At 39.5% G+C, this 21,148-nt stretch carries 19 protein-coding genes and 5 pseudogenes; 4 read left to right on the top strand and 20 right to left on the bottom strand.

What is annotated here, in order from left to right:
* Window positions 1-206: 206 nt before the first annotated feature.
* The 8 genes from QUF86_RS22890 to QUF86_RS28970 all read right to left on the bottom strand — a co-directional run bounded on the left by QUF86_RS22890 (window position 207) and on the right by QUF86_RS28970 (window position 5,500).
* Entirely contained in the window at window positions 207-731 is a 525-nt protein-coding gene (locus QUF86_RS22890) for a DUF1036 domain-containing protein (protein WP_289335777.1), read from the bottom strand.
* An 843-nt stretch (window positions 732-1,574) separates the two neighbouring features.
* Complete coding sequence (locus tag QUF86_RS22895) at window positions 1,575-1,856, bottom strand: hypothetical protein (RefSeq protein WP_289335778.1); 282 nt, start codon at window positions 1,854-1,856, stop codon at window positions 1,575-1,577.
* Window positions 1,857-2,003: 147 nt separating this feature from the next.
* A complete protein-coding gene (locus QUF86_RS22900; protein ID WP_289335779.1) occupies window positions 2,004-2,267 on the bottom strand; it encodes a hypothetical protein in 264 nt (87 codons plus the stop codon).
* Window positions 2,237-2,404, bottom strand: a complete 168-nt coding sequence (locus tag QUF86_RS22905) for a hypothetical protein (protein WP_289335780.1) — start codon at window positions 2,402-2,404, stop codon at window positions 2,237-2,239. The genes QUF86_RS22900 and QUF86_RS22905 overlap by 31 nt, the downstream gene beginning before the upstream one ends.
* A 1,174-nt stretch (window positions 2,405-3,578) precedes the next feature.
* Window positions 3,579-4,040, bottom strand: a complete 462-nt coding sequence (locus tag QUF86_RS22910) for a M15 family metallopeptidase (RefSeq protein ID WP_289335781.1) — start codon at window positions 4,038-4,040, stop codon at window positions 3,579-3,581.
* Window positions 4,041-4,121: 81 nt separating this feature from the next.
* Window positions 4,122-4,271, bottom strand: a complete 150-nt coding sequence (locus tag QUF86_RS22915) for a hypothetical protein (protein ID WP_289335782.1) — start codon at window positions 4,269-4,271, stop codon at window positions 4,122-4,124.
* Window positions 4,272-5,115: 844 nt separating this feature from the next.
* Window positions 5,116-5,301: a zinc-ribbon domain-containing protein gene (locus QUF86_RS28735; RefSeq protein WP_353957705.1), complete on the bottom strand. Its 186-nt coding sequence runs from the start codon at window positions 5,299-5,301 to the stop codon at window positions 5,116-5,118.
* Window positions 5,302-5,383: 82 nt separating this feature from the next.
* Entirely contained in the window at window positions 5,384-5,500 is a 117-nt protein-coding gene (locus tag QUF86_RS28970; RefSeq protein ID WP_483313936.1) for a zinc-ribbon domain-containing protein, read from the bottom strand.
* Window positions 5,501-5,701: 201 nt separating this feature from the next.
* Here QUF86_RS28970 and QUF86_RS28975 point away from each other — a divergent pair, with 201 nt between their 5' ends.
* Together QUF86_RS28975 and QUF86_RS28980 are read left to right on the top strand one after the other, a co-directional pair.
* Window positions 5,702-6,055, top strand: a complete 354-nt coding sequence (locus QUF86_RS28975; protein WP_483313937.1) for a hypothetical protein — start codon at window positions 5,702-5,704, stop codon at window positions 6,053-6,055.
* Window positions 5,956-6,375 (top strand): annotated as a pseudogene (locus QUF86_RS28980) (DDE-type integrase/transposase/recombinase). Before QUF86_RS28975 ends, QUF86_RS28980 begins: the two are co-directional and overlap by 100 nt.
* A 106-nt stretch (window positions 6,376-6,481) precedes the next feature.
* On the opposite strand, the pseudogene QUF86_RS28740 reads toward QUF86_RS28980, so the two are convergent.
* The 3 genes and pseudogenes from QUF86_RS28740 to QUF86_RS22930 form a co-directional block, all read right to left on the bottom strand.
* Window positions 6,482-6,550: pseudogene (locus tag QUF86_RS28740) on the bottom strand (DUF3967 domain-containing protein); the annotation flags it as partial.
* 451 nt (window positions 6,551-7,001) lie between these two features.
* Entirely contained in the window at window positions 7,002-7,613 is a 612-nt protein-coding gene (locus tag QUF86_RS22925; RefSeq protein ID WP_289335783.1) for a hypothetical protein, read from the bottom strand.
* A 579-nt stretch (window positions 7,614-8,192) separates the two neighbouring features.
* Complete coding sequence (locus tag QUF86_RS22930; protein WP_289335784.1) at window positions 8,193-8,504, bottom strand: hypothetical protein; 312 nt, start codon at window positions 8,502-8,504, stop codon at window positions 8,193-8,195.
* Between the two features lie 162 nt (window positions 8,505-8,666).
* Between QUF86_RS22930 and QUF86_RS28985 the strand changes: the two are divergent.
* Window positions 8,667-8,834, top strand: a pseudogene (locus tag QUF86_RS28985) (NADP-dependent oxidoreductase); the annotation flags it as partial.
* On the opposite strand, the pseudogene QUF86_RS22940 reads toward QUF86_RS28985, so the two are convergent.
* The 4 genes and pseudogenes from QUF86_RS22940 to QUF86_RS22955 all read right to left on the bottom strand — a co-directional run.
* Window positions 8,822-9,379 (bottom strand): annotated as a pseudogene (locus QUF86_RS22940) (transposase); the annotation flags it as partial. The pseudogenes QUF86_RS28985 and QUF86_RS22940 sit on opposite strands and share 13 nt — an antisense overlap.
* A 385-nt stretch (window positions 9,380-9,764) precedes the next feature.
* Window positions 9,765-10,247 carry a caspase family protein gene (locus tag QUF86_RS22945; protein ID WP_353957706.1) on the bottom strand — a complete coding sequence of 161 codons (483 nt, stop codon included), beginning with the start codon at window positions 10,245-10,247 and terminating at the stop codon, window positions 9,765-9,767.
* Window positions 10,248-10,255: 8 nt separating this feature from the next.
* A complete protein-coding gene (locus QUF86_RS22950) occupies window positions 10,256-10,486 on the bottom strand; it encodes a caspase family protein (protein WP_289335786.1) in 231 nt (76 codons plus the stop codon).
* A 906-nt stretch (window positions 10,487-11,392) separates the two neighbouring features.
* Entirely contained in the window at window positions 11,393-13,237 is a 1,845-nt protein-coding gene (locus QUF86_RS22955) for a S8 family peptidase (RefSeq protein ID WP_289335787.1), read from the bottom strand.
* 235 nt (window positions 13,238-13,472) lie between these two features.
* On the opposite strand from QUF86_RS22955, the pseudogene QUF86_RS22960 reads away from it, so the two are divergent.
* Window positions 13,473-14,578, top strand: a pseudogene (locus QUF86_RS22960) (IS3 family transposase).
* 990 nt (window positions 14,579-15,568) lie between these two features.
* Here the strand turns inward: QUF86_RS22960 and QUF86_RS22965 are convergent.
* The 5 genes from QUF86_RS22965 to QUF86_RS22980 form a co-directional block, all read right to left on the bottom strand.
* Entirely contained in the window at window positions 15,569-16,135 is a 567-nt protein-coding gene (locus tag QUF86_RS22965; RefSeq protein ID WP_289335789.1) for a hypothetical protein, read from the bottom strand.
* Between the two features lie 98 nt (window positions 16,136-16,233).
* Window positions 16,234-16,446: a peptidoglycan-binding domain-containing protein gene (locus tag QUF86_RS28745; RefSeq protein WP_353957679.1), complete on the bottom strand. Its 213-nt coding sequence runs from the start codon at window positions 16,444-16,446 to the stop codon at window positions 16,234-16,236.
* The gene (locus tag QUF86_RS22970) at window positions 16,388-16,621 is read right to left on the bottom strand and encodes a hypothetical protein (protein ID WP_289335791.1); all 234 of its coding nucleotides are present in this window, start codon (window positions 16,619-16,621) and stop codon (window positions 16,388-16,390) included. Before QUF86_RS22970 ends, QUF86_RS28745 begins: the two co-directional genes overlap by 59 nt.
* Before the next feature lie 417 nt (window positions 16,622-17,038).
* The gene (locus tag QUF86_RS22975; protein WP_289335792.1) at window positions 17,039-19,273 is read right to left on the bottom strand and encodes a DUF8189 domain-containing protein; all 2,235 of its coding nucleotides are present in this window, start codon (window positions 19,271-19,273) and stop codon (window positions 17,039-17,041) included.
* Between the two features lie 16 nt (window positions 19,274-19,289).
* Window positions 19,290-21,056 carry a S8 family peptidase gene (locus tag QUF86_RS22980; RefSeq protein WP_289335793.1) on the bottom strand — a complete coding sequence of 589 codons (1,767 nt, stop codon included), beginning with the start codon at window positions 21,054-21,056 and terminating at the stop codon, window positions 19,290-19,292.
* Window positions 21,057-21,148 lie beyond the last annotated feature (92 nt).

Raw genomic sequence — 21,148 nt, forward strand, 5'->3', positions numbered from 1 at the left:
TTTTTTTCGATCCGGATTGGACCGAAGGAGATAATATAGGCGGACTGCTCCGCAATACTCGAGGCTTTTCCCTCCTTCACCCAATACTCTGTTAGCAGTACAACATAAAACAGGGCTAGCAACACATGCCGATTAAGCCTTAAAAATCCTATATCTCTAAAAATGATAAACACTATCCATTGACTAGATAATGAATGAATAGCGTATTATCTTTCCCTTAATTTAAAACCCAATGTGAAGCTCTCGTCAAACGGGCTGATGATCTCCTTCTTCAGCCCTAGATTTCTACTGTTGGTACTGCCCGTGTTCCAGCACCAATGGAAAGAATTACTAGGGATTTGGGTGAAGCACTCGCCAGACCACTTGTGTCCGATATCGTCCTCTGCGTAGTAGAGAAACTCGTGATTCTTGATCGGCATGCTCACCATGTCCCCCATTCTCACGTCCAACACATTCATCTTCACCATCACCTGCTTTCCGGGGTCCACCTTGTACCAGCCATGCTTCTTCCATTGGACACGCCCCTCACAGTTGTTCTCGTAGTCGGCATAGACAACCCACAAGGTTGCATTGGTCTTGTTATGGAAATAGAGATCCCTCGTCTTCACACTACCGCCGATAACAAAGGGGGCTGAGGGGGGGGAGCAGTCTGCTCTACCCCAATATTGAGATGGATAAAGAAGTGAATACGGACCATTATTCAGGATTGGTCTAATTAATTTTTTATACAAAGTATATTCCTCCTGTTATCAATCAACTTTTTCTTTTATAATATTTGGCCATAGATATTTTGGATAATTGTCCATATACAATTGGGTGAATATCTACCATACATAGTAAGGGCAAGGCTTATATGGTCTTATTAATAAAAGTATTGCTTCAGGAGAGGAATTACTTTAAGGGATTCAGTCTACAATTCTCCAACGTTAACAAAAAAAATATAGTTATTTTTTTAAATCAAAAAGAAAGAGTGTGATAAAAAAGTCAGCGTCTATGTTAAAGATGGGTATTAAACGGCTATTGATGATAAACAGCAAACCGATTTGCCTGTGACATAAATTAATGTAAGTGCCATTCAAGTTACAGCAAGGAATAAGCTCGCAGCACCGGTTGTTATTGGTAAAGACCGTATTCGTCTACAGAGGTAATCGATAACTCTATGTTTTGCCATGAGGAAGATAGGATTAAACTTATATGAGAGCTTAGATGGGATGCTTGTCCAAGTAGACAATGCAAAAATTGTTGCACCGTATAATTACGGTGAGGTTGTTGTTATACTGGGAACAATAGAAACAAATACAAAAACGGGTGGTCTAGGTATATCTTAAAATGACTTTAACCCTGAAAGAATTGATCGACATTAATGACAAAAACTTTATACTAAAATGGGAAATCGATTTTAAGGGTCGATGCACCCAGTTTCATACGTTGTTTTTGTGGATGCGCTAATACCCGTTAATACTCCCATTCTATCGTTTCAATCAATGCATAAAAGCCCTTCATTTAGAAAGGGCTTTTATCAAAATATTCGTCCTATTATCCTTACTTCAAACGCTTGTTACTACTCGGCCTTGTTAAACATGTAAAGGAGATGGAATTGGCGCTACATTGATATCACTTTCAAAGGCAGGCTCTAAAACCATGTCATATTTTGAGGTGTCCATGAAAAGAGTGTCCCCATAGACAGATCCATTGCCATTTGCTATTGCCAATTTGTGCACACGGTAAGAGGCTTGCCATCTACTAGTAACGGCGTCTGCTCGGCGGTTTGCAATGATTCGCATTTTCTCGGTTGCTCGCTGTTCTCTTGATAAGGTCGGACTTAACCCTTGAAAATCGGCTTTGATTAAGTCCATGGTAGCTTGGTCGATTGACCCACTTTGTACGGCAATATCAAAAAGCAGGGCATAACCTCGCCTACTCCAAAGTCCAAATTCATTTTTCCAAATTCCTGCTAGGTCATAATACCCTTCGGCGCTCTGTACTTGCCTATCCTGACTTTCTTAAGCGCGTCCCAAGTTCATAAAGTTTGTTTTCCATGGCTCAATAACTCTATGTTTGTTTGTAGGGTCAGTGATTTTTTTTCCAAAGGTTTTTAAGTCTGCATAAACGTTTGCAAGAATGAGATTTCGCCAATAATCATAATCAGCTTGCTTGCTGAATGCTCCCCTTGTTACTGTCGGGTGCTTGTTTATTAAATCCTGCCAAACTGGGGAAAGCGTGTTTTTGGGTGCGGTCAAACCAAAATTAAACTGAAGAGCTCCCACGAAAGCCCTGCGCCATCAAAATTTCCTGCTGTAACCCCAAAGGTATCAGGTTCGATGGTTGACGTTTCATAATAAGACGTTAAAGCAAGCATTTTTCTTTTAAGGGTTGCCAATGGTAAAACAGTGTTTGTTGCCAATTCATTTCACCTACTTATAAGAATTTTTTACATCAATAAACTCTGCTTTAGTAGTCTCCGTTCCAATTAGATTTTGATTTTCAATCTTTTTTACGCTTGTCCCAACTTCAACCTAAAAAAAAACGCCTTCCGAGGCAAGGTTTCTTATTATGTTTTCTTTGGTTGAATCGTGGAAAATTTGATTTGTCTCTATCGCAAAAACTAAAGGAAATAAGGCAAACATTCTATTTTAGTATTACTTTTCCCTGTTGTCGAGTTAGTGAATTATAATTAAGTGCTGTCCACTATCGGTAAAACTCTAAACCTTATTTAATTACCTCACATTTCCATTGTTATTAATAGAAATAGTGTTTTGTTCTTTATCCATTGGCTTGGGTTGGTGAGATCATATAGAAAGGGCAACGGTTCCTTTTTGCTGTTTCAGCATCCTGATGTACCGCATCAAAGTCAATGCCCACAACAAAGTTATTCTTGCGGATTGCTGTTGCCCTACTCATATTAAGGATATCTGGAATTGGTTCTGGTTACTTTAAACATACTTATCCTCTAACTTAGGAGCTTTTTTAAGCTACTTCCAGTTGAAAATGGCAACTATTATGGAATTAGTACCAAAGGGTTCTGGATGGTCAAGTTCTATAGTTTATCTTCCTAGCCCTCGATAAACTCCTTCCCTTTAACAGTTAGGGGGAGGCGAACCGTCTTAATAAAAAATACAGGCATTGACTAAACTTATTAGGCCCGGTATTAGGATCTATATTCCAGCTTACATAGGTATAGGGTTAGAAAACTATAAACATCTAGTCCAAATAAAGCAGATTACGAACAGACCATACATTGACGGGAGACAGTGGAAATCTATCCAAGATATAAATCAAGACCCCTTCTCCTAATCGAGAGGGGCTTACTCTATCTCTGTTTTAAACCATCCTTCAGTTTTTTTCTATTAAAAACATCTTCATCATATTTTTTCGTAGTGCTTTATATTCCTCATTTTCAATCTTTTACTCCACTATAAAATGATTAACTAAACGAGTTGGAGTTAGTTATGGTCGAACAAATGTAGTAACTTGCCGGGCGCAGTTATTTTCACCCCATACACTACCAACTAAGACCTGTACTAAAAGACATGTTTAAAGCCTTTGTGGCGCTTTTACGTTGTCGTTTCCGGTACTGTTTATACAGTTATTGGAGCAGTTCCCCATGTGTTTTTGAAGTTGTCAAAATTTCCGTAAGTTGATTTCAGTCTGCTTGGTGTACTTCCCCAATCTGGAAGCTGGAAGTGCGGCTTGTCCACGGGGGATCTCCAATTTCCGCCCCATTCAAGACCGATGCTGACACCGATCTGACCAACCTTTGTGAAGAAATCGCCGGATTCATTATAATTGCCCTCACCGTCATTTCTGTAAAAGTCAAAGGCAACGCCCCACTGGTGCATACTGGAATAGGTGCTTCCCCTTGCATTTGTCACTATATCTCCGGGTCTTGTGCGTCCCTGTGCATACAAAGCATCCTGTTCTGCTACACTTCTAAAACATTCACCAATTGCAATTTTAAGACCCTGATTTGCACATTCCTGAATCAATTTCTTTGCTAAGGCCTGTAAACTTGGATGACATTGTGTAATATCTCTTCCCATATATTTATCCCCCTTTGGATTATTATAAGTCCGTCAGCTGACATCAAGTCTCTTTACATTGCAAAATAAATTCAACCAGTTTCACCCTTTGTTCGGCATATAGCAGTGTGTCATCATTTCATCCGCAATTTCTGCAAGTACAATGATAAACGCCCATACTTCCTTTGTATGTTGATTTTTCAACCATCCATTAACGGCAGTGATAGTAGCAATGGAAAGAATTATTTTCATCGATAAAGGATCCGTAGGGCCTTCTTTCCACCTGTTAATTTCCTTGACATATTCGACCAATTTCTTCTTGAAATCATGGTGTCCTGAACATCTTCTATACAGTTTACCTCTTATAGTTTGACCGGTGAGAAATATTTAATACGTGAATCTTGTCTACACCTTGTCCACCCTGACTAAGTTCTTATATAAGATTTAAGATGTCACGAAATGGTAATAAATGATTTTTTTATAATCCAAATGTTTCAGCTGGACTCTGTTACCTTCCTTAACCCCATTTACCAAGTTCCTCATTATTAATTCATATTTGAATCTCTCCCATTTTGAAAAAAATATCCCCTTGTTATTAAAAGAAAAATAAAAAAGACCTAAATAAAATATACTTTCCTCTTAAGAAAAGTATATTTTATTTAGGTCTTGCCTGCTTTACTAGTAATAGCCTAATTGGCGAAGTTCATCCAGTTTAGCTTCACGTTGTAATGACCATCATCGGGAAGAGAACTTTGGTAACCACTTTAAAATACCTCTGTCGCGGATTGCCATTTCGTTCAACTCCTTGAAGTAATATAAACAAATATATTCAGTTATCTAACAAAAAATCGAGAAACCAAAGGTAACTAAAATTATTTCCAAATCTTAAAGCGATACTCTAATACGGGTCTGAATTGGATAAGAGAATCCGGCGTCATCCCAAACAAATTATTCGTGCAAAGTAGATGAAACGGACATAAAAGTAAAAGGATAATGGATGTACATGTATTGTCACGCTTTAAGGTCCTTATATCAATTAAACAATAGGCTCTTTAAGCATATCACTGAAAGTGATAACAGTTTTCCCTTATGCTCCTTACTTTCTATCGTTATGACTGTTCTCATAACAGTTCGGACATCCACTACGATTACCATTTCTATTGTATATTCGTGCACCCCATTCGTGAATGCACTTTTTACATAAATAACCACCAAACTTTAAAGTAAGAGTTTGCAAAGTAATCTTGTGGGCCTTTTTCATTTTTAGTTGGATACCATTCATTCGCAAGTGTAGGATTTACATCAGCTAAATTTTTAGGTGTATTTATTCTTCTGTTTCCACTTGCATTTCCTTCTTTGCATTTTCACCATACATGCTGTCTTCCTTTTGGAGGAACATCACTAGACTTTATATCACCGTTTAATTCATAGTCCCATTCATTGGCCAATTCTGGATATACACTTGCTAGACTTTTCTTCATTTATACCACTCCAAAAAAAACACAGATTCTTAATTCATTCATAAACAAAATTTACAACAATTAGACTATGGAGGAGTGTTCTTACTTTTCCTTCTTGTCAACTACTGTAGCTTCGAAAGAAGGCTTGAGCAACCACGGTTCTGTTGCAAAGTTCTCTAAACCACGTTACATTTTAGAAAAAATGAGTTGGAGCACGACAAGATGAGATATTTTAAAGGAAAACAGTTTAAGAAAGATATCATTTTAGTAGCCGTTGGCTACTATTGTCGTTTTTCTCTAAGCTATCGTGATGTGTCTGAAATTCTGAAGGAACGTGGTATTTCAGATCATCCCACAACGATTATGCGCTGGGTACATGAATATGGCAATCTGATGTATCAGATTTGGAAAAAGAAAAACAAAACGGTACAGTTATCTTGGCGTTTGGATGAAACCTATATTAAAGTCAAAGGAAAATGGTGTGTTATTTATATCGTGCCATTGACAAAGAGGGGCAAACGCTTGATATTCAACTGCGTAAAAAGAGAGATACACAAGCGGCATATGCTTTTATGAAAAGACTGGTTCAATGGTTCTGACTACAGATAAGGCTCCTTCTTTCATTTGCTCATTTAAAAAAATTACAGAGGATAGACTTTTACAAAAATACCTTTCATCGTACAACAAAATATCTCAATAATCTCATTGAGCAAGATCATCGACACGTGAGGCGCCGTTTCGCTCGTTCCTTAGGATTTCAAAGTCTTCGTCATGCCTCACGTACGATAAAAGGGATAGAAACGCTTCATGCCATATACAAACAAAGACGAAGTCTTCAATCAGACTCCGTCTTTTCGGCGTATAACGAATTACAGAATTTATTAACGGTTTCATAAAATTTGACCACAATTTCCCCATGTCTCTATGTGTAAAAAAACTTTGCAACAGACCCCTGCCAATCTGTTTGCCTTTGGGCACTCCTTTCTTTTATGGATGGCTGAATCAACGCTTCCACCACGGCCTCTTTTCTTCAGCTGCAGCAATCAAGCGTTTTATTTCTTGTTGCTCACGGTCAGCTCCATAAGATGCTTATGACAACTCTGAATGTACCCATCACGCTCCTATAACCAATCCGTGCAGCAAAAATAAATATAGAGGTAACGCTCCCTCTCCTGGCAGCGTAGAGGTCAGGGGTTTGAGCCCCCTATGCTCCATTCAAAAAAGAAACGGGGAAATCCTTAATATATAAGGGTTTCCCCTTTTTATTTGTTAATGTCTTGCAACCAATCAATTCCTTTTTTAAATAATTCCAAAATAGGCGTATTTCTTGTAAGTTCAAATGGTCAAGTTGATTTTATTTCTACACGGGATGTATAAATTTGAAAAGGTCTGTTTTTTTGTTTTACCCTATTACCCTCTTCAAATTCCAAGTGTCAATATAAACAAATCTGGCAATTCTGATTGAACACTCCCCAGCCGATTTGTTTCAGAATCTGTTCAGTTGCGCTAGAAATCCTAGCTATTACTGTCCCTGACCTGGCCAGACTGCTCCACAACTTCCTTCAGGAACAGAGCAGCGGGCGACAAACGCCTCGGCATGTTCATGTGCCTGCATATCCGCCAAGGCATCGGAAAAGAATTGGTGTCCCTGACCTGCCCAGTAACCTTCGTTGGTAACTCCATGCATAACCAGCGGGTGATCCTCCCGCGGGCATATGGCGACGTAGATGTCGTCGGGCTGATCCGCAGGCCCACTCCAGTCCTCCTCAAGCGGTTCAATTGGGGTATCGGTGGGAATCGTCAGAGCAGTCAGCACCAGAGAGATGAGCCCTCCGGCTTCCTTGAAAATCATTTCCAAGAACCCGTGGCCGAGGGTATGGAGACCCAGTTCCTTGGCCACTTCGGCCAGGTCGCTATGCCCGCCCTGTTCATCAATTCCCCCGCCATCGGGCGGAGGCGGAAGGCTACGGCGATCATCGCGACCGGTCTGTTCGCCTTCCTGATATACCTGAAGAAGATCGGGAGCAAACGGACGGAAGTGATCGACCTCGGGCTCGGTAAAGCCGGCCAAATATCCTTGCTCCCATGCATTTCCTAATACACTATCATCTGTATAAGGATTCTGAATTGCCATAGTAAGTAACCTCCAGAAAGATTTTGTCGACTAACTTTTCTTGAAAATAGGGGACAACTGCGCAGCTCAAGGAAGTAAGACTGCAACATTTTGCTCGAATCGTACCACAGCCAGACCTTCAACCATTTAGGGTTCATCAATGCTTTCTATGGATTCAATCTAGATGACTGAGCACGGTCAGCATATCTGGCTAAAATGTCCGCGTTTCCCCAAAAGTTAAAATTGGAGCTAATTTCGAAAATAAACATCTTATTGTACGTTGCAATCTTGTCCATAAGCCTGTTCAACTATAGATGTTAAGATAGGTCCCGCTTGTTCCATTACTTGGTTTGCCCATATCCAGTTTCCACTTTGGTGTCCCTTAATCGCTAAGGCTTAACCTTCATATTTGGAAAGATCCATTTCTTTTGGTATCACAGCTTCCATTTTGTTTCTGTCAATGTGACAGAAAGACAGTGTGACTCTGGTACTAGAATCTGGAATTTTCCGTTTTTTACAATGCCAACAAATTGGTCACTTCCATATTCGCCTATCTAATACTCCCCTACTTATATATTATGTTTTTTTGCAACCCCCTACTTATATGTTTTTTGCAACTATGAAATATAATACCCTTATTCTACTCAATTTATTTTTCAACCAACTGGAAAAATATAAACTTCCTGAATCCGAGATGTCATTAATTAATAATTGGTTTTCTTTTTTGAAAACAGCATGAATTCTAATGAAAATTGGTTCAAATCTGATGCCATTTCCTAGGGATATTGAAAGATTCCTTGCAAAGTTTATTATTTGTTGTTTCCCAACGTCCAAAGCAATAAATTTTTCTGATGGCTCAAGTTCTGGTTTTGCAATACTCCATTGACCTGTCCACCCAAAAGGTTGTTTCATTTCATCAGAAAAAATATCTACTGCTGCATTAGCATAAAACGCTACTAAATTATTATTCTTATTCGCATGCTCGGGAAAATGTTCTAAATAACCCTATTTAGTGAAGGCGAATTAAAGAAAGGTGAAAAGGTACTGATTCATGGGGCAGCCGGTGGGTTTTGTATGATTGCTGTCCAATTGGCCAAATGGGAGGAAGCACATGTCATTGGAACCTGTTCAACGAAAAATGTAAATTTTCTGTACTCATTAGGAGTTGACACTGTAATTGATTATACCTCTGAATCATTTGAGAAAATTGTCCAAGATGTAGATCTAGTTGTCGATACTGTGGGAACTGATACATTAGAACGTTCCTGGTCCGTCGTAAAAAAAGGAGGAAGACTTCTAAAAAGAGTATTACCGCTTGCGCGATTACTTAGTAAATCATATTCCAATTGGATTTTCACTCCTCCCGTATTACTACTCCCACCTGAACCTTGATAGTCAGTGGCGAAATGATCAGCAGTTAAAACACTGTCGCATCTAAAATACGGATACGATTGAAAGAAGAAATCATGTGTGCAGAAAGCGATTGATTTGAACAGAGTTTTTGTGTGAGAAGAGAAGTAAAGACTTCTCGAAGAAATGTGACGGTTGCTGGATTAAAGCGTTGATTCAGTCCTTCTGGGCTCATTAGTACCCCAGTATAAGCTTCTAACCGACTGCACAATTATGTAAGTGATGTGCTAGCAATTTCCGACTGAGCCATACGCAAAGGGCAATGAGTTCGTTTGTTTGATACTTACTAGATCGCTGTACAAAGCCAACTTGTTTAGCTATGTCTTGTAGGACTACTGGAGATAAAAATATTGTAGCTCTTGTGCGAAGAGATTCAGTTCATTTGAATGATAGGATACATCAGAAACGCCTTCCTTTCTCGTAAACTTCTTTCGATAAGCATAGCGTTTTTTCCTTATATGGGTACAAATTCATCTTAACACTTGGAACCCTTTGGAATAAGTATGGCAAGCGAATTTAAGAATCACGAACGACAGAAATCACTACCAGCCCCTTCCGATGGTATTGCTCGAGTTGGGGTGCCATCTTCCTGAGCCGTCGGGACGATTTTCCCCGTCGCCATCATATTTGTCCCAGCGTAGATTGCCGTTTGGTTCCACGCCGAAGATTTGACCGTTTCCGCTGTAGACTACGTATATAAAACTCATCGTCATTCCTCCCTTAATCAATCTAATTATTAAAAATAATAATATTTAAAATTAACTAAATGACAAATGGTTGATTATCAAAAGTTGGATTACTCTTTCCAATATCTGGAAGGTTTGGAGTTTGATCAGGCGGCATGGATTCTACAATTTTCCTGTGGGATTTTTGGTAGTTCCCTTCATATACTCCACTTCTCCATACTGATAATAAATTTGCAGTGAATAATCCATTAAAAGCTCCATCTGCTGAAAGTTGATTGTCTTGGCAACCAGATATTAATTTAACTGAGCACTTTAATTCATTATCATTTCTTTCATTAACTTGAGTCTTTCTTTCAGCATAAAAACTTCTATTTTTTTCAAAGGTTCTATTTCTAATACCAAGTGGCATAAATCGATAGGTTATATGATTTACTGGATCAATATTGGAGAAATCATTTAAACCGTAATAATGAGCTCTAGTTATTGTTCCACTATGACAAGAATCTGATAAGACAATAATTCTTACATCTTCCTTAAAAAAATGCCAAAGAGCGTGTATTTCGTAGTCTAAGAATTGCCCATCATATAAACACCGGGTTTCGTCAAAACCGTCGGCTTCATCATTTTATTGATCAGAACACGCCCACCATGTCCGGAATAAGAAAGGAAAAAAATATCTCCACTTTCTAAAGGTAATGCGGCTTTTTTAACTTCATTAACAACATTATCGATTGTAGCATCGGCTGTTAAGAGCGTATTGGTATTATCATAATGTAATGATTTTGCTATTAATTCCATATCTTCAGCATCTGCTTCGCAGGTATTTAACTTCCCATCCTAACCAGAATAATTTTGTGGATCAACTGAATTTAATCCAATATGTAACGAGTATCCTTTAGGCACTTTATTTGACCTCCAATTATAGAATTTTCACACTAATATCATTTGCTACTATTATTGAAACTATTCAGCTAAAAAAGCGGAAAGAAAAACTCCAATAGTTAAGTTGTGATTACAATAATAAAATTCTTCCAGAGTTATTCAGTTTTCCTGATTTATTGGCGGCACCAAACTTTAATCTCGGACTACTGCTACATCGAACTGGCTAAAGGCTAGAAAGTTCCTGTCGGGTATTTCTTCACCCCATTGCATTGGGCAGTCTTATTAGCGAAATCTCTAAGTAGACTAATCTCTAGATGTTACATGTCCGAGAATCGTTGCTGATGCAAGTCATAAAAGTACTAAACCAAGGCATTTATCGTTCACAGATTGTCCATCGTATGAAGAGATCCTATAGTATCTTCATAAAAGGATGAAACCACTGGGATTTCATCCTTTAAATTTTTAATTTTTAATTTAATTTTACTAATAACGGAATCCGTAGGAACAACCCAGCTTTAGAAAAATTCTATACTTTACACAGCATAGGTCGACGAAATTAATTTATCATTCTTTGATACGGCTTTCTTCTTAAATTTGACAAGTAACGGAAACTGTACTGCAAGCATCAACGTCCTTTATTCTTGGCTATAACCGATACATTTCTCTCAGTAGCGGTTTCAATTGCTCGAGTATCCATCTCTAGTTGACTTTGTTCCATAATTCTTTGTAATCTTGAATCTATATTTGTGGGAATCTGTTCCAAAGTCTTTTTAGACGCATAGTTTTTCTCTCTGCAAATCAAAGTAGCTGTGGAACACTCAGTTATGAAGGCGATACTGGCACCATCTCTTTTACTACTTTGATAACTTTACTTGCGTCAATTCTTCCTAGACCGTATCGATCATCCCATCCTTCGTCTGCTGGAGGATTTCTTCTTGCTGCTTGCGCTATAATATCACGAATTTGGTCAATAGTGAGACTAATATCGTTAGCTTGAGCTTCAGCAAGCATCAACGCTATAACGCCTGTTACTGCTGGTGCCGCCATACTCGTACCTGACTTTTGAGTCGTTCCATTAAGAGTACCGGAAGCTGCTGCAATTACTTTATGGCCTGGTGCGCTAATTTCCGGTTTTTGTCGACCATCACGTGTTGGTCCAGCACTTGAAAAGGATGAGAGAGGAGCATTAGGAACGTGGGCGTCATAGGACCCCACTACAATACTTTTATGTCCACAAGAGATTGAACCTAAGGTATGGGTATTATCATGAGGTGGTGCAAAACTAGATTGAAAATCAGGATGATCCCGTTCAATCCAAGCATGAAAAACACCGTGATTTACTTTAGTACCATGAAGCCGAATGATCCAGGTACCTGTAGGTAATCCCCTCTCTAAAAAGACACCAATTTCATTGTCACCATTGGTAGAGTCGCTTTTCCGATTGGCCACAAAAACTAGAGTTTCCCCCTTATCATCCAGTACTCCATTTTCCCCAAGCTGAATCTTACCTACGCTATCTCCATCAGGTGTAATAATCTCGACAGCAAATTCATCCTCACCGTTATACCAAACTTCAAGTTCATTGAATGTAAAATCTCCATTTTCAACTTGCCAGTGAAGATCAACAGAGTCTCCTTGGCGTACTGTACCCTCAGCATGAATACCATCGTTATATGAATTTGCCGCCGCAATAACTATTGCCCGATTAGGTTTTTCAATTAATAACCCGTCTATCGCCTGTTCGACAAGAGTTGTTCCGTCATGTGGACCACCATTTGTCCCTAAGCTGAGATTGATCACACAAGGACTTTCTCCAGCTGCATCAAAAATGAATTTTACCGCATCAAGAAGTTTCTTAGAGTCTCCAAACATGGAATTAACAACATCTTCCACTCCCCTTGGAATGTCACTTCCAAGTTCCACAAATACTAAATCAGCATTCGGAGCCACACCAGGGATACCAGTTCCGCTACCATTTCCGGCAGCTATATCCATGACATGTGTACCATGTACATAACCGTTTGGAGTGGGTGGATTGCTTGGAAAAGGTCCACTTTCAGGGTAACCTAGGGCTTCATATGGCTGGGGAGAATTCAGGGCATCATTGATTTCGTCCCTAGTGAAGACCCTGCCATTTTGATCTGAACTACCAGTGACTTTCTCATCACCCTGATCCCAGAGGGCGAGTATCCTTGTGGAATTGTCTTGATTTCGAAAGTTTTGGTGAACGAAATCACAGCCATAATCTACTAAACCAACGACTATCCCCTCTCCTCCATGTTCCTTTGCCGTGCCTGGCGGCAGGAAATCACTCCCGGCTTCAATCTCTTCCGTTGTTTTATTTAGTAAGGGTTTAACTGGTCGAGTGGCTTTCAAGCTTAACACACCGGGTGATTGTCGTATGTTCTCTAATTCATTTACGGACACTTTACTTGTCACGATTCGACCGGATTTATCTGGTGCTATAGAGATATCATTAGTTTGGTGGACACCGGCAAGTGCGCTCCAAGCTTCAACGTCCTTAACTTTTGCGATAACCGATACCTTACTCTCAGCATCGGTTTCAAAAGTTCGAGTATCCACCTCCCGTTGACTTTGTTCAATAATTCTTTGTAATCGCGGATCTATATTTGTGGAAATCTGTTCCGTCGTCTTTTTTAAACGCATAGTTTTTCCTCCTTCTAATTAGGTAGATTCATGAATGTCCATGTCTTCAAATTAAGTATGAATCATCATTGCTGCTTTTATGTGCATTTTTAAGAATTGGGGTTATCTGCCATAGTGGTATATGTAACATAGCTCTAATATAGAAATCTTGTTTATTCTTTTTTCAAAAGCCGACCACAGTTGAACTGCACCCCAATTGTTAGACACCATCTAACAATTGGGGGTGCTATTTTTTATGACAAAATATTCATTAGAGTTAAAATTAAAAGCTGTCCTTGCTTATTTAGAAGGAGTTGACTCATTTAGAACTGTCGCAAAACAATTTAATACCAGTTTGACTCCTTTAAAGCATTGGGTGGCGCATTATAAAGAACATGGTATAGAAGGGCAAATGTCTACCTATACAAATTATGATATTAGCTTTAAGATGGATGTACTAAACTATATGAACGATTTTGGAGTGTCTAGTACCCATGCAGCTGCTGTGTATAACATTGCTTCTCCTTCTACTATTAATAAGTGGCTAAAGCAAAGCTACTTCTGTCCGTCGTAAATCTCGCACGGAGTACCTATTATTATTGGATAAACACCTTCGGGCGTCAGGATAAATACGAAGAAATTAAGCCAGTTATCAAAGAGATATTTCATACGAATAAAGGGAGATACGGGTATTGACGCATTACATTGGAATTACGTAATAGAGGGATTCAAATGAACCATAAAACGGTTCTTCGATTGATGAAGGAGTTGGGGCTAAAGTGTCTGGTCCGTATGAAGAAATACCTTCATACAAAGGTAAGATTGGAAAGGTTGCACCCAATATTCTCAATCGCAATTTTAAAGCAACAAAGCCCAATCAAAAATGGGTCACGGGCGTAACTGAGTTTCATTTATACGGTGAGAAGTTGTATTTATCACCTATTCTAGACTTATTTAAATGGAGAGATCATTGCTTACAATATCGAATCACGTCCTATTTATCCCTTAGTCTCCAAGATGCTCGACCAAGCCTTTATTCGATTGGAATCCAAAGATTCCCCCATTCTTCATTCGGATCAAGACTGGCATTACCAAATGAAATCTTATTCACAAGCCCTGAAAACACATGGTCTTACTCAAAGTATGTCCCGAAAAGGAAATTGTTTAGACAATGCGGTCATAGAAAACTTCTTTGGCTTACTAAAATCTGAATTACTTTATTTACAGAAGTTCGAAAGCATGGAGCATTTCAAACAAGAACTTGAGGATTATATCCATTATTATAATCACCGACGAATCAAAGTGAAATTAAAAGGTATGAGCCCAGTAGATTACCGGGTTCATGCCCTCAAGGCTGCCTAATTAAATAAAGTGTCTAACTTTTTGGGTTCACTTCAAGTAAATAGCAGTCGGCTTTTGCAGTATACTTCCAAAATCATTTTATTAAGCACTTCTTTTGTCTTTTGCTTTATCAAGAGCTAGATTTGTATATAAGATAAGATGTTGTATTCGAAGGGTTATAGTTATGTCCGAACTGAATCATCAGCAAGACTCTAGTAAAAATTTTTATAATCATAAATACTTGTTTATTCCGGTATATAACAATTTAATATAACCTCTTGGTTTGGAAATTTTAATTGTAATTGAAGGCAAAAATACTTAAGCATAGATTGGAAATATCCATAGTCCATGATTGTTACATTATTTTTGAGAAATTCGGTGGAGTGTCCTGAACTCATTCTACCCCACACTCAAGTTTTTTGCGGAATTTTCGGAGAAAAAGCAGAAGCTAAAGATTAGTATGTTTGAAGGTATAAAGATAAGGCAATTATAAATATCTCAATAATATCGTGAAGCAAGATCATGGTTTCATAAAGAAAAAAGGGTCATTCCAATTAGGATTGAATCGTTTCATAGTAGCAACCCTGATTTTAAGAAGCACCGAAGCTATTCATATGATGAAAAAAGGGCAACTTCACCATAGGGAGAAATCCGCCCAAAATAATTTAGTTTCATCCCTACTTATAAATGTTTTACCTTCATGGCTTAATTAGACGAATTTATAACCATTTTCATCTGAATTGATCTAGGAAAACGTCAATCATGGGCGATCATAGATAAGCAGATTATTGAGAAGATCTAAAAAAATCTAGCCCCATCGGGATGGCATCGGTCGTTTCAAATTGCGGCTGTGCAACAGCAAACTCATTGTTAATCAGGGTACGGACCTCGTTATTCTTGGTCATATCGTCGTGGAACAACATGCGTGTCACGGACTTGAACCAAAAAAGTCCTACCTGGTGATTAAAGTCACGCCGCGGTGGCCCTAGGTTAGCCTCCATATAGCTGTTGTCAGAATAAGTATGCAAAGTTTCGGCCAATTTTAGTGCCGCACGAAATTAAACTCCCAACAGTAAGATTTGACTTCAAATCTTCTAGTGCATGTGGTCGAACAATGACGCCAGCATTAATTCGTTGTCTAGCGTGGTCTTCAATTAAATCCTGATGAACGCGCCAGGAAACATGACGACAACAGATTTCCTCAATGAATTTCGTCCGTACACTTTCAGTATTAACACCATGATCTAGGAAAGAGCTTTCTGCAAGTACTGGATTCACGTAATCGTCAGCTGTGATCGGTTCTGATAATAAGTCTTGACTCAATACTCGATTACGGAAATGCGTCAGTTCATGAGCCAGAACTAGCATGGCCTCAATGTGCTTTTCGTCTCCAGGTTTCGATAGAGTAAGCAAATCATCACTGATAAGTATAAATCCCCTAATCCAATTGGGCTGTTGAACTATACCTGTAATTGCCTGAATAGTATGGTTACTATTCATCACAACTATGGCTTGATCTATCCTTGCTTGATGAATAAGATCATTTAGTTGGTCCTTAAGATGTTGAGCTTTCGACAATCGAACAATTCCGACCAGATTATGGTTGTCCAATTCATGCAACGCAAAATCGGCCGTTTTACCGGCCCAGGTTAAGAACGAAAATCCCCGTAATTGGTTCAGCAAGTCTGCAATATCGGTGTCCAATCGCTTTTTGGTGACGAACGAAGTAATCGGTCCGGAATTAGTAGGGAGGTCGGAAACTCTGCGTCCAAAGCGGCGGAAGTCTTCCGTCCCACCACCCCGTCAGCAGGAAGTAGTTGGCGATCAAATTTAAATCGGGAGATCGCATTGCTTGTTTTTGGTCCGAACCTGGCCGTCGACTTCATCATAAGTTGTCAAATAACCCAAGTCGACTAGCGCCTGTTGTACCATCTTTACTGCCTTTGTATCTGTTTCGATTTCCTGTCCGTTTTTGGGTGGCATTGTTCGGTTACCGTTCATACAATTTTCCAGTGTAGTAGTGGCATTGCCCCTGTTTATAAATCGCGGTGAATTTAACTCCATTTAAACACCACCAAATAGGGTAAATAATAGCTAGCCTTTTACTATAAAGAGTATGGTAGCCCATATAATAAAAGTTTGCCCTGCGTTTGTGTAATTGATAAGTGAAAAATTCCCTGCCTGACCAATCCATTTGACTGGTTCTATAAGAACCTCGGGCTTTGTATGAAAAAATTTTTCGAATTTATGGAAATGTTACAATACCCCCCGATACTATTAAAAAATTAACGCAGTTCTCCGCTGAATATGAAAAGAATCAATTTTAATCATTCATTTTTTCAAAATGGATTCTTTTTATATTCGAAAAAATGCGATTTGTGAGATCTTTTTGATCAAAGTTTATCATTTGATTCGAATTAGTTACGAAACGAAAAGAGCTGGAAGATGCGCCGCTGGACTTAACAAATTATATTATCCACTTCATACTATTGTAGACGAATGCAACAAATTACCGGAATTGCTACGCATAAATATATCAGCTGAACCATTTTCACGAAAGAAGGCTACAGGAGTATCGACTGAAACAAATGGAGTCTCAATCCAATCAGTCCATTCTGAGTGATTCCATACCTTTTGAAGTACTTTATCATCTTTACCCACTGCAAAAACTTCCAAACGATTAACGTTACTTGAAGCAACTGATACACCCCGAAGTGGAGTTTCACCTAATATTGACCAAGAACTCCAAACCGAGCCGTTCCATGATTTATGATTCAGTTTTGACTCAAGTCCAATGACAAATATATCTATTTGATCTACTCCCATCGACACAGCCATCGGTGCTGAAAAACAAACACCACCGAGTGACTCCCATTTACTCCATTCTACTCCATTCCAATACTTATGCCACATTTCACTATTTAATCCGACCGCAAAAACATCCAATCGATTCTCACCCCATGAAGAGACAGCAGCACCGTACTGGCAAAGACCTCCAAGACTTGTCCATTCCTCTGATACTCCGACCCCCAATTCTTTACGCCATACTGAGTTATCTGGGCCAAGCACAAATACATCTATTTTATCAGCTGATCTCGCAACTGCCGAAGGTGCTGAAAGACATGCGCCACCTATCTTGCTCCATTCACTCCATGAAGTTTCGTTCCAACTTTTACGCCAAAGAGCACTATCCAAACCTACTGCAAAAACATCAATCTTCTTTTCGTTAAGTAAAACAGCTGAAGGATTGTGAACCACCCTACCCCCAATATTTTCCACAGGATTCCACTCAAGACTCTCTCCTTTTAATATCTGATCGAAAGCAGCTTTTGCTTGAATAATTCCAAATCCCGAAAAAGTGTCCCATCCCTCTTCGCCTACGCTTTTAGCCGTTTTCATAAGCACTTGTTTTGCTTGTTCTTGCGTTAAAGTTGGTTTAGCTTGCTTAAGCAAGCTTACCACACCGGCAACAATCGGGCAGGCTGCTGATGTTCCGCCGTCTATAGGATTATATCCCATAAAATGAGCAATGCCGCAGAAATCCGGTTTTTTGGGGTCTAATGCAGACGGCCCCATACTGCTGTATCCCAACACCTTTCCTTCGATACTTGCGGCTCCCACAGTCATTACACTTGGGTGACCGTTCGCTCCCCAGATGCTTTTACCTTCACCAATGTCGTTCTGACATCTCCAATCTGGACAGGATTGTCCACAGTTCCCAGCGGAAAACAGGACAAGAATCCCTTCATTAATTGCTTCCTCTACCTTACGTGTGAAAGGATGGTTCGGATCTGTTGCATACCGTTCTTCCCACACTTTCTGATACATTCCCCAACTATTTGATAAGATATGAGGGGTACCGTCTGAACGGTGTTGGTTAATTGCCCAAGAAAAAGCTTGAAGTGCATTACTTATCATACCCGTTGTGTTACCGTTTGGATCAGCAATTCGCAAGTCATATAGTTGAGCTTCTGGAGCCATGAACAATGCATCTATTGCAGTCATGTTACCATGCCTCTTCCAGCTCCAATCTGACATCGTACCCCAACTGTCAATAGGAAAACCGCCAATTACATTCGGAACAGTACCGTTTATCGCACGCCCAATCGCTTCAATTCCACCATCTACAATTCCGATGACAATTCCTTTCCCTCGAAATCCTTGTCTCCAAATTTGATCGATACCTAAGTAAACAGCGGCATCAAAAACATTCCCTTTAGCTGTTTGTGTGTTACATTCAAACACTCCATCTATTACAGAGGTATCCATAACTGTTCCCGCAGAAGAACCACTGGGAAACGGGGCAATCATTGCGTCTGGGTAGACATCTATTACATTTGGATGGGATTTTATTTCTTCGATCCCCCTTCTATTGATTTCTCCACGAACGATTACGGCTTTTTCCTCAGCTACAGACATAGCTCCTACTAGACCCTCCTTGGGTTTTATGTTAACCGGGTGAAATTCACGATCTAGGCTAAATCCATAACTGTCCAAGGTCGATTCTGCAGTAGACATTGCAAAGGTTGACTTGTTTTTTTGGGGAATACGCATTTCAATAAGAACATGAACAATTTCTTTTTCGGTATTTTCGTTTGATGGGTTTGACAATTTATTTTCTAAAATGGGGTTACTTTTTATATTAGAAAAAGAATCGGATTTATTTTCTGACATTTTTGTACTTCCGTGGTAATCATTCATATTAAAATTTTTCATTTCTTTATTCCTCCAATTAGTCACTTGTCGAACGCGCTCGTAACATTTCCGCACCAGAACTACTGGAAAACGGAGCAACCATTGCGTCTAGGTATACATCAAATACATTTGGATGGGATTTTATTTCTTCGATCTTCCTTTTTTCGATAGCTCCACGAACGATTACGACTTTTTCCTCAGCCCCAGATATAGCTCCTTCTAGATGCTTCTTCGGCTTTATGTCAACCGGGGAAAATTCACGATCTAGGCTGAATCCATATCTATCCAAGGTTGATTCTGCAGTAGACAGTACGGAAGTCAGTTTGGCTTCTTTGGGAATACGCATTTCAACAAGAATATTCGCAATATCTTTTTCATTTTTGTTTTTTTCGTTGGAAGGGTTTGATAATTGATTTTCTAAACTTGGGTTACTTTTCATATTAGTAAAAGAATCGGTTATACTTTTTGGCAATTTAGTACTTCCGTGGTAATCATTCATATCAAAATTTCCCAATTCGTTATTGCTCTGATTATTCACTTTGTCGAAAGCTTTCTTTGCATGAATCATCCCCGCTCCAGCATTTGTATCCCATCCCCTTATTCCCAGGTCTTTAGCAGTTTCGATTAGTGCTTGTTTCACTTGTTTTGGTGAAAGTGCCGTATTGGCCTGCTTACATAATGCGACAACCCCTGAGACGATCGGACATGCGGCCGAGGTTCCAAGTTCCATAATGGGATGATATCCTTTAAAATGAACTGGTGCACAGACATCTGGTTTGTGGGGATCTAAGGCGGCAGGTCCCTGACTGCTATATGTGGCTACGTTTTCTTCAAGGTCAGCAGCACCTACAGTGATAATCAGCGGATGGCCATTTGCTCCCCAAATATCTTTACCTCCACCGACATTTCCATTGCAATCAGCGTCTGCATGACCACACGGTTCTCCGCAGTTCCCTGCCGAAAATACCACAACGATGCCTTCCTCAATGGCTTCTGCTACGATCCTATTAAATGGATGATTAGGGTTTGTTGCATAATCCATACAGTCGCTTGGATTATAAATTCCCCAACTGTTAGATAGAATGTGTGGTGTACCATCCTTGCGGTGACGCTCAATTGCCCAATGGTAAGCGGCAAGCGCATTTGATAAAAGGGCCTCTACCTCTTCTTGCGGTTTTTCCGCAATCCGCAAATCATAAAGGTTAGCCTCTGGTGCCATAAACAACACATCACTTGCCGTCATATTACCGTGAAGCGGCCAAGACGACTTTTTTCCCCAATTATCTGTAGGAAAACCGTCGATTACTCGGTTAACCTGTCCGTTTTCCGCCCTACCTACGGCTTCTATCCCGCCATCAACTATCCCAACAACAATTCCTTTCCCCGTGTACCCATTACACCAAATTTCATGAACTCCAAGATAGCGTATTACATCGGAAACAGTACCTGTCAGTTTTGGCACTACTGGACACATCGAGGTTTCAGTTGGCGGCATTTCAGGAACAAACGGCTTGATCACTGGGTCTGAATAGACTTCTAAAACTTTTTCATGAGCCCTTAGATGATCCATCTTCTCTTCCGTAACCTTTCCACGAATAATCACTACATTTTCATGATTCAATTCCATAATTAGTCCTCCACCTTGTGTATGTGGTGGTAAAAGGATCGGGCTGAAACTAATATCCCTCTGAAATCCATTCAAGACAAAAGGATTTAATTCTTCGACCATAAGCGAATGATGATTTTCGTGAGATACAATCATTTCAACCATGACCGAAATCAAACGATCAGTATCTGATTCCACATAAATCTCTCCTTTTATTTTTTTTGTTCACACATTATTGAACCCAATTGGCATCTGATTTATCCCATCAAAGTTAGGAAAATAATTCCTCA

Origin of the sequence: Peribacillus sp. NJ11, assembly GCF_030348405.1 — a bacterium.
In the GTDB taxonomy this organism is placed as follows: Bacteria; Bacillota; Bacilli; order Bacillales; family DSM-1321; genus Peribacillus.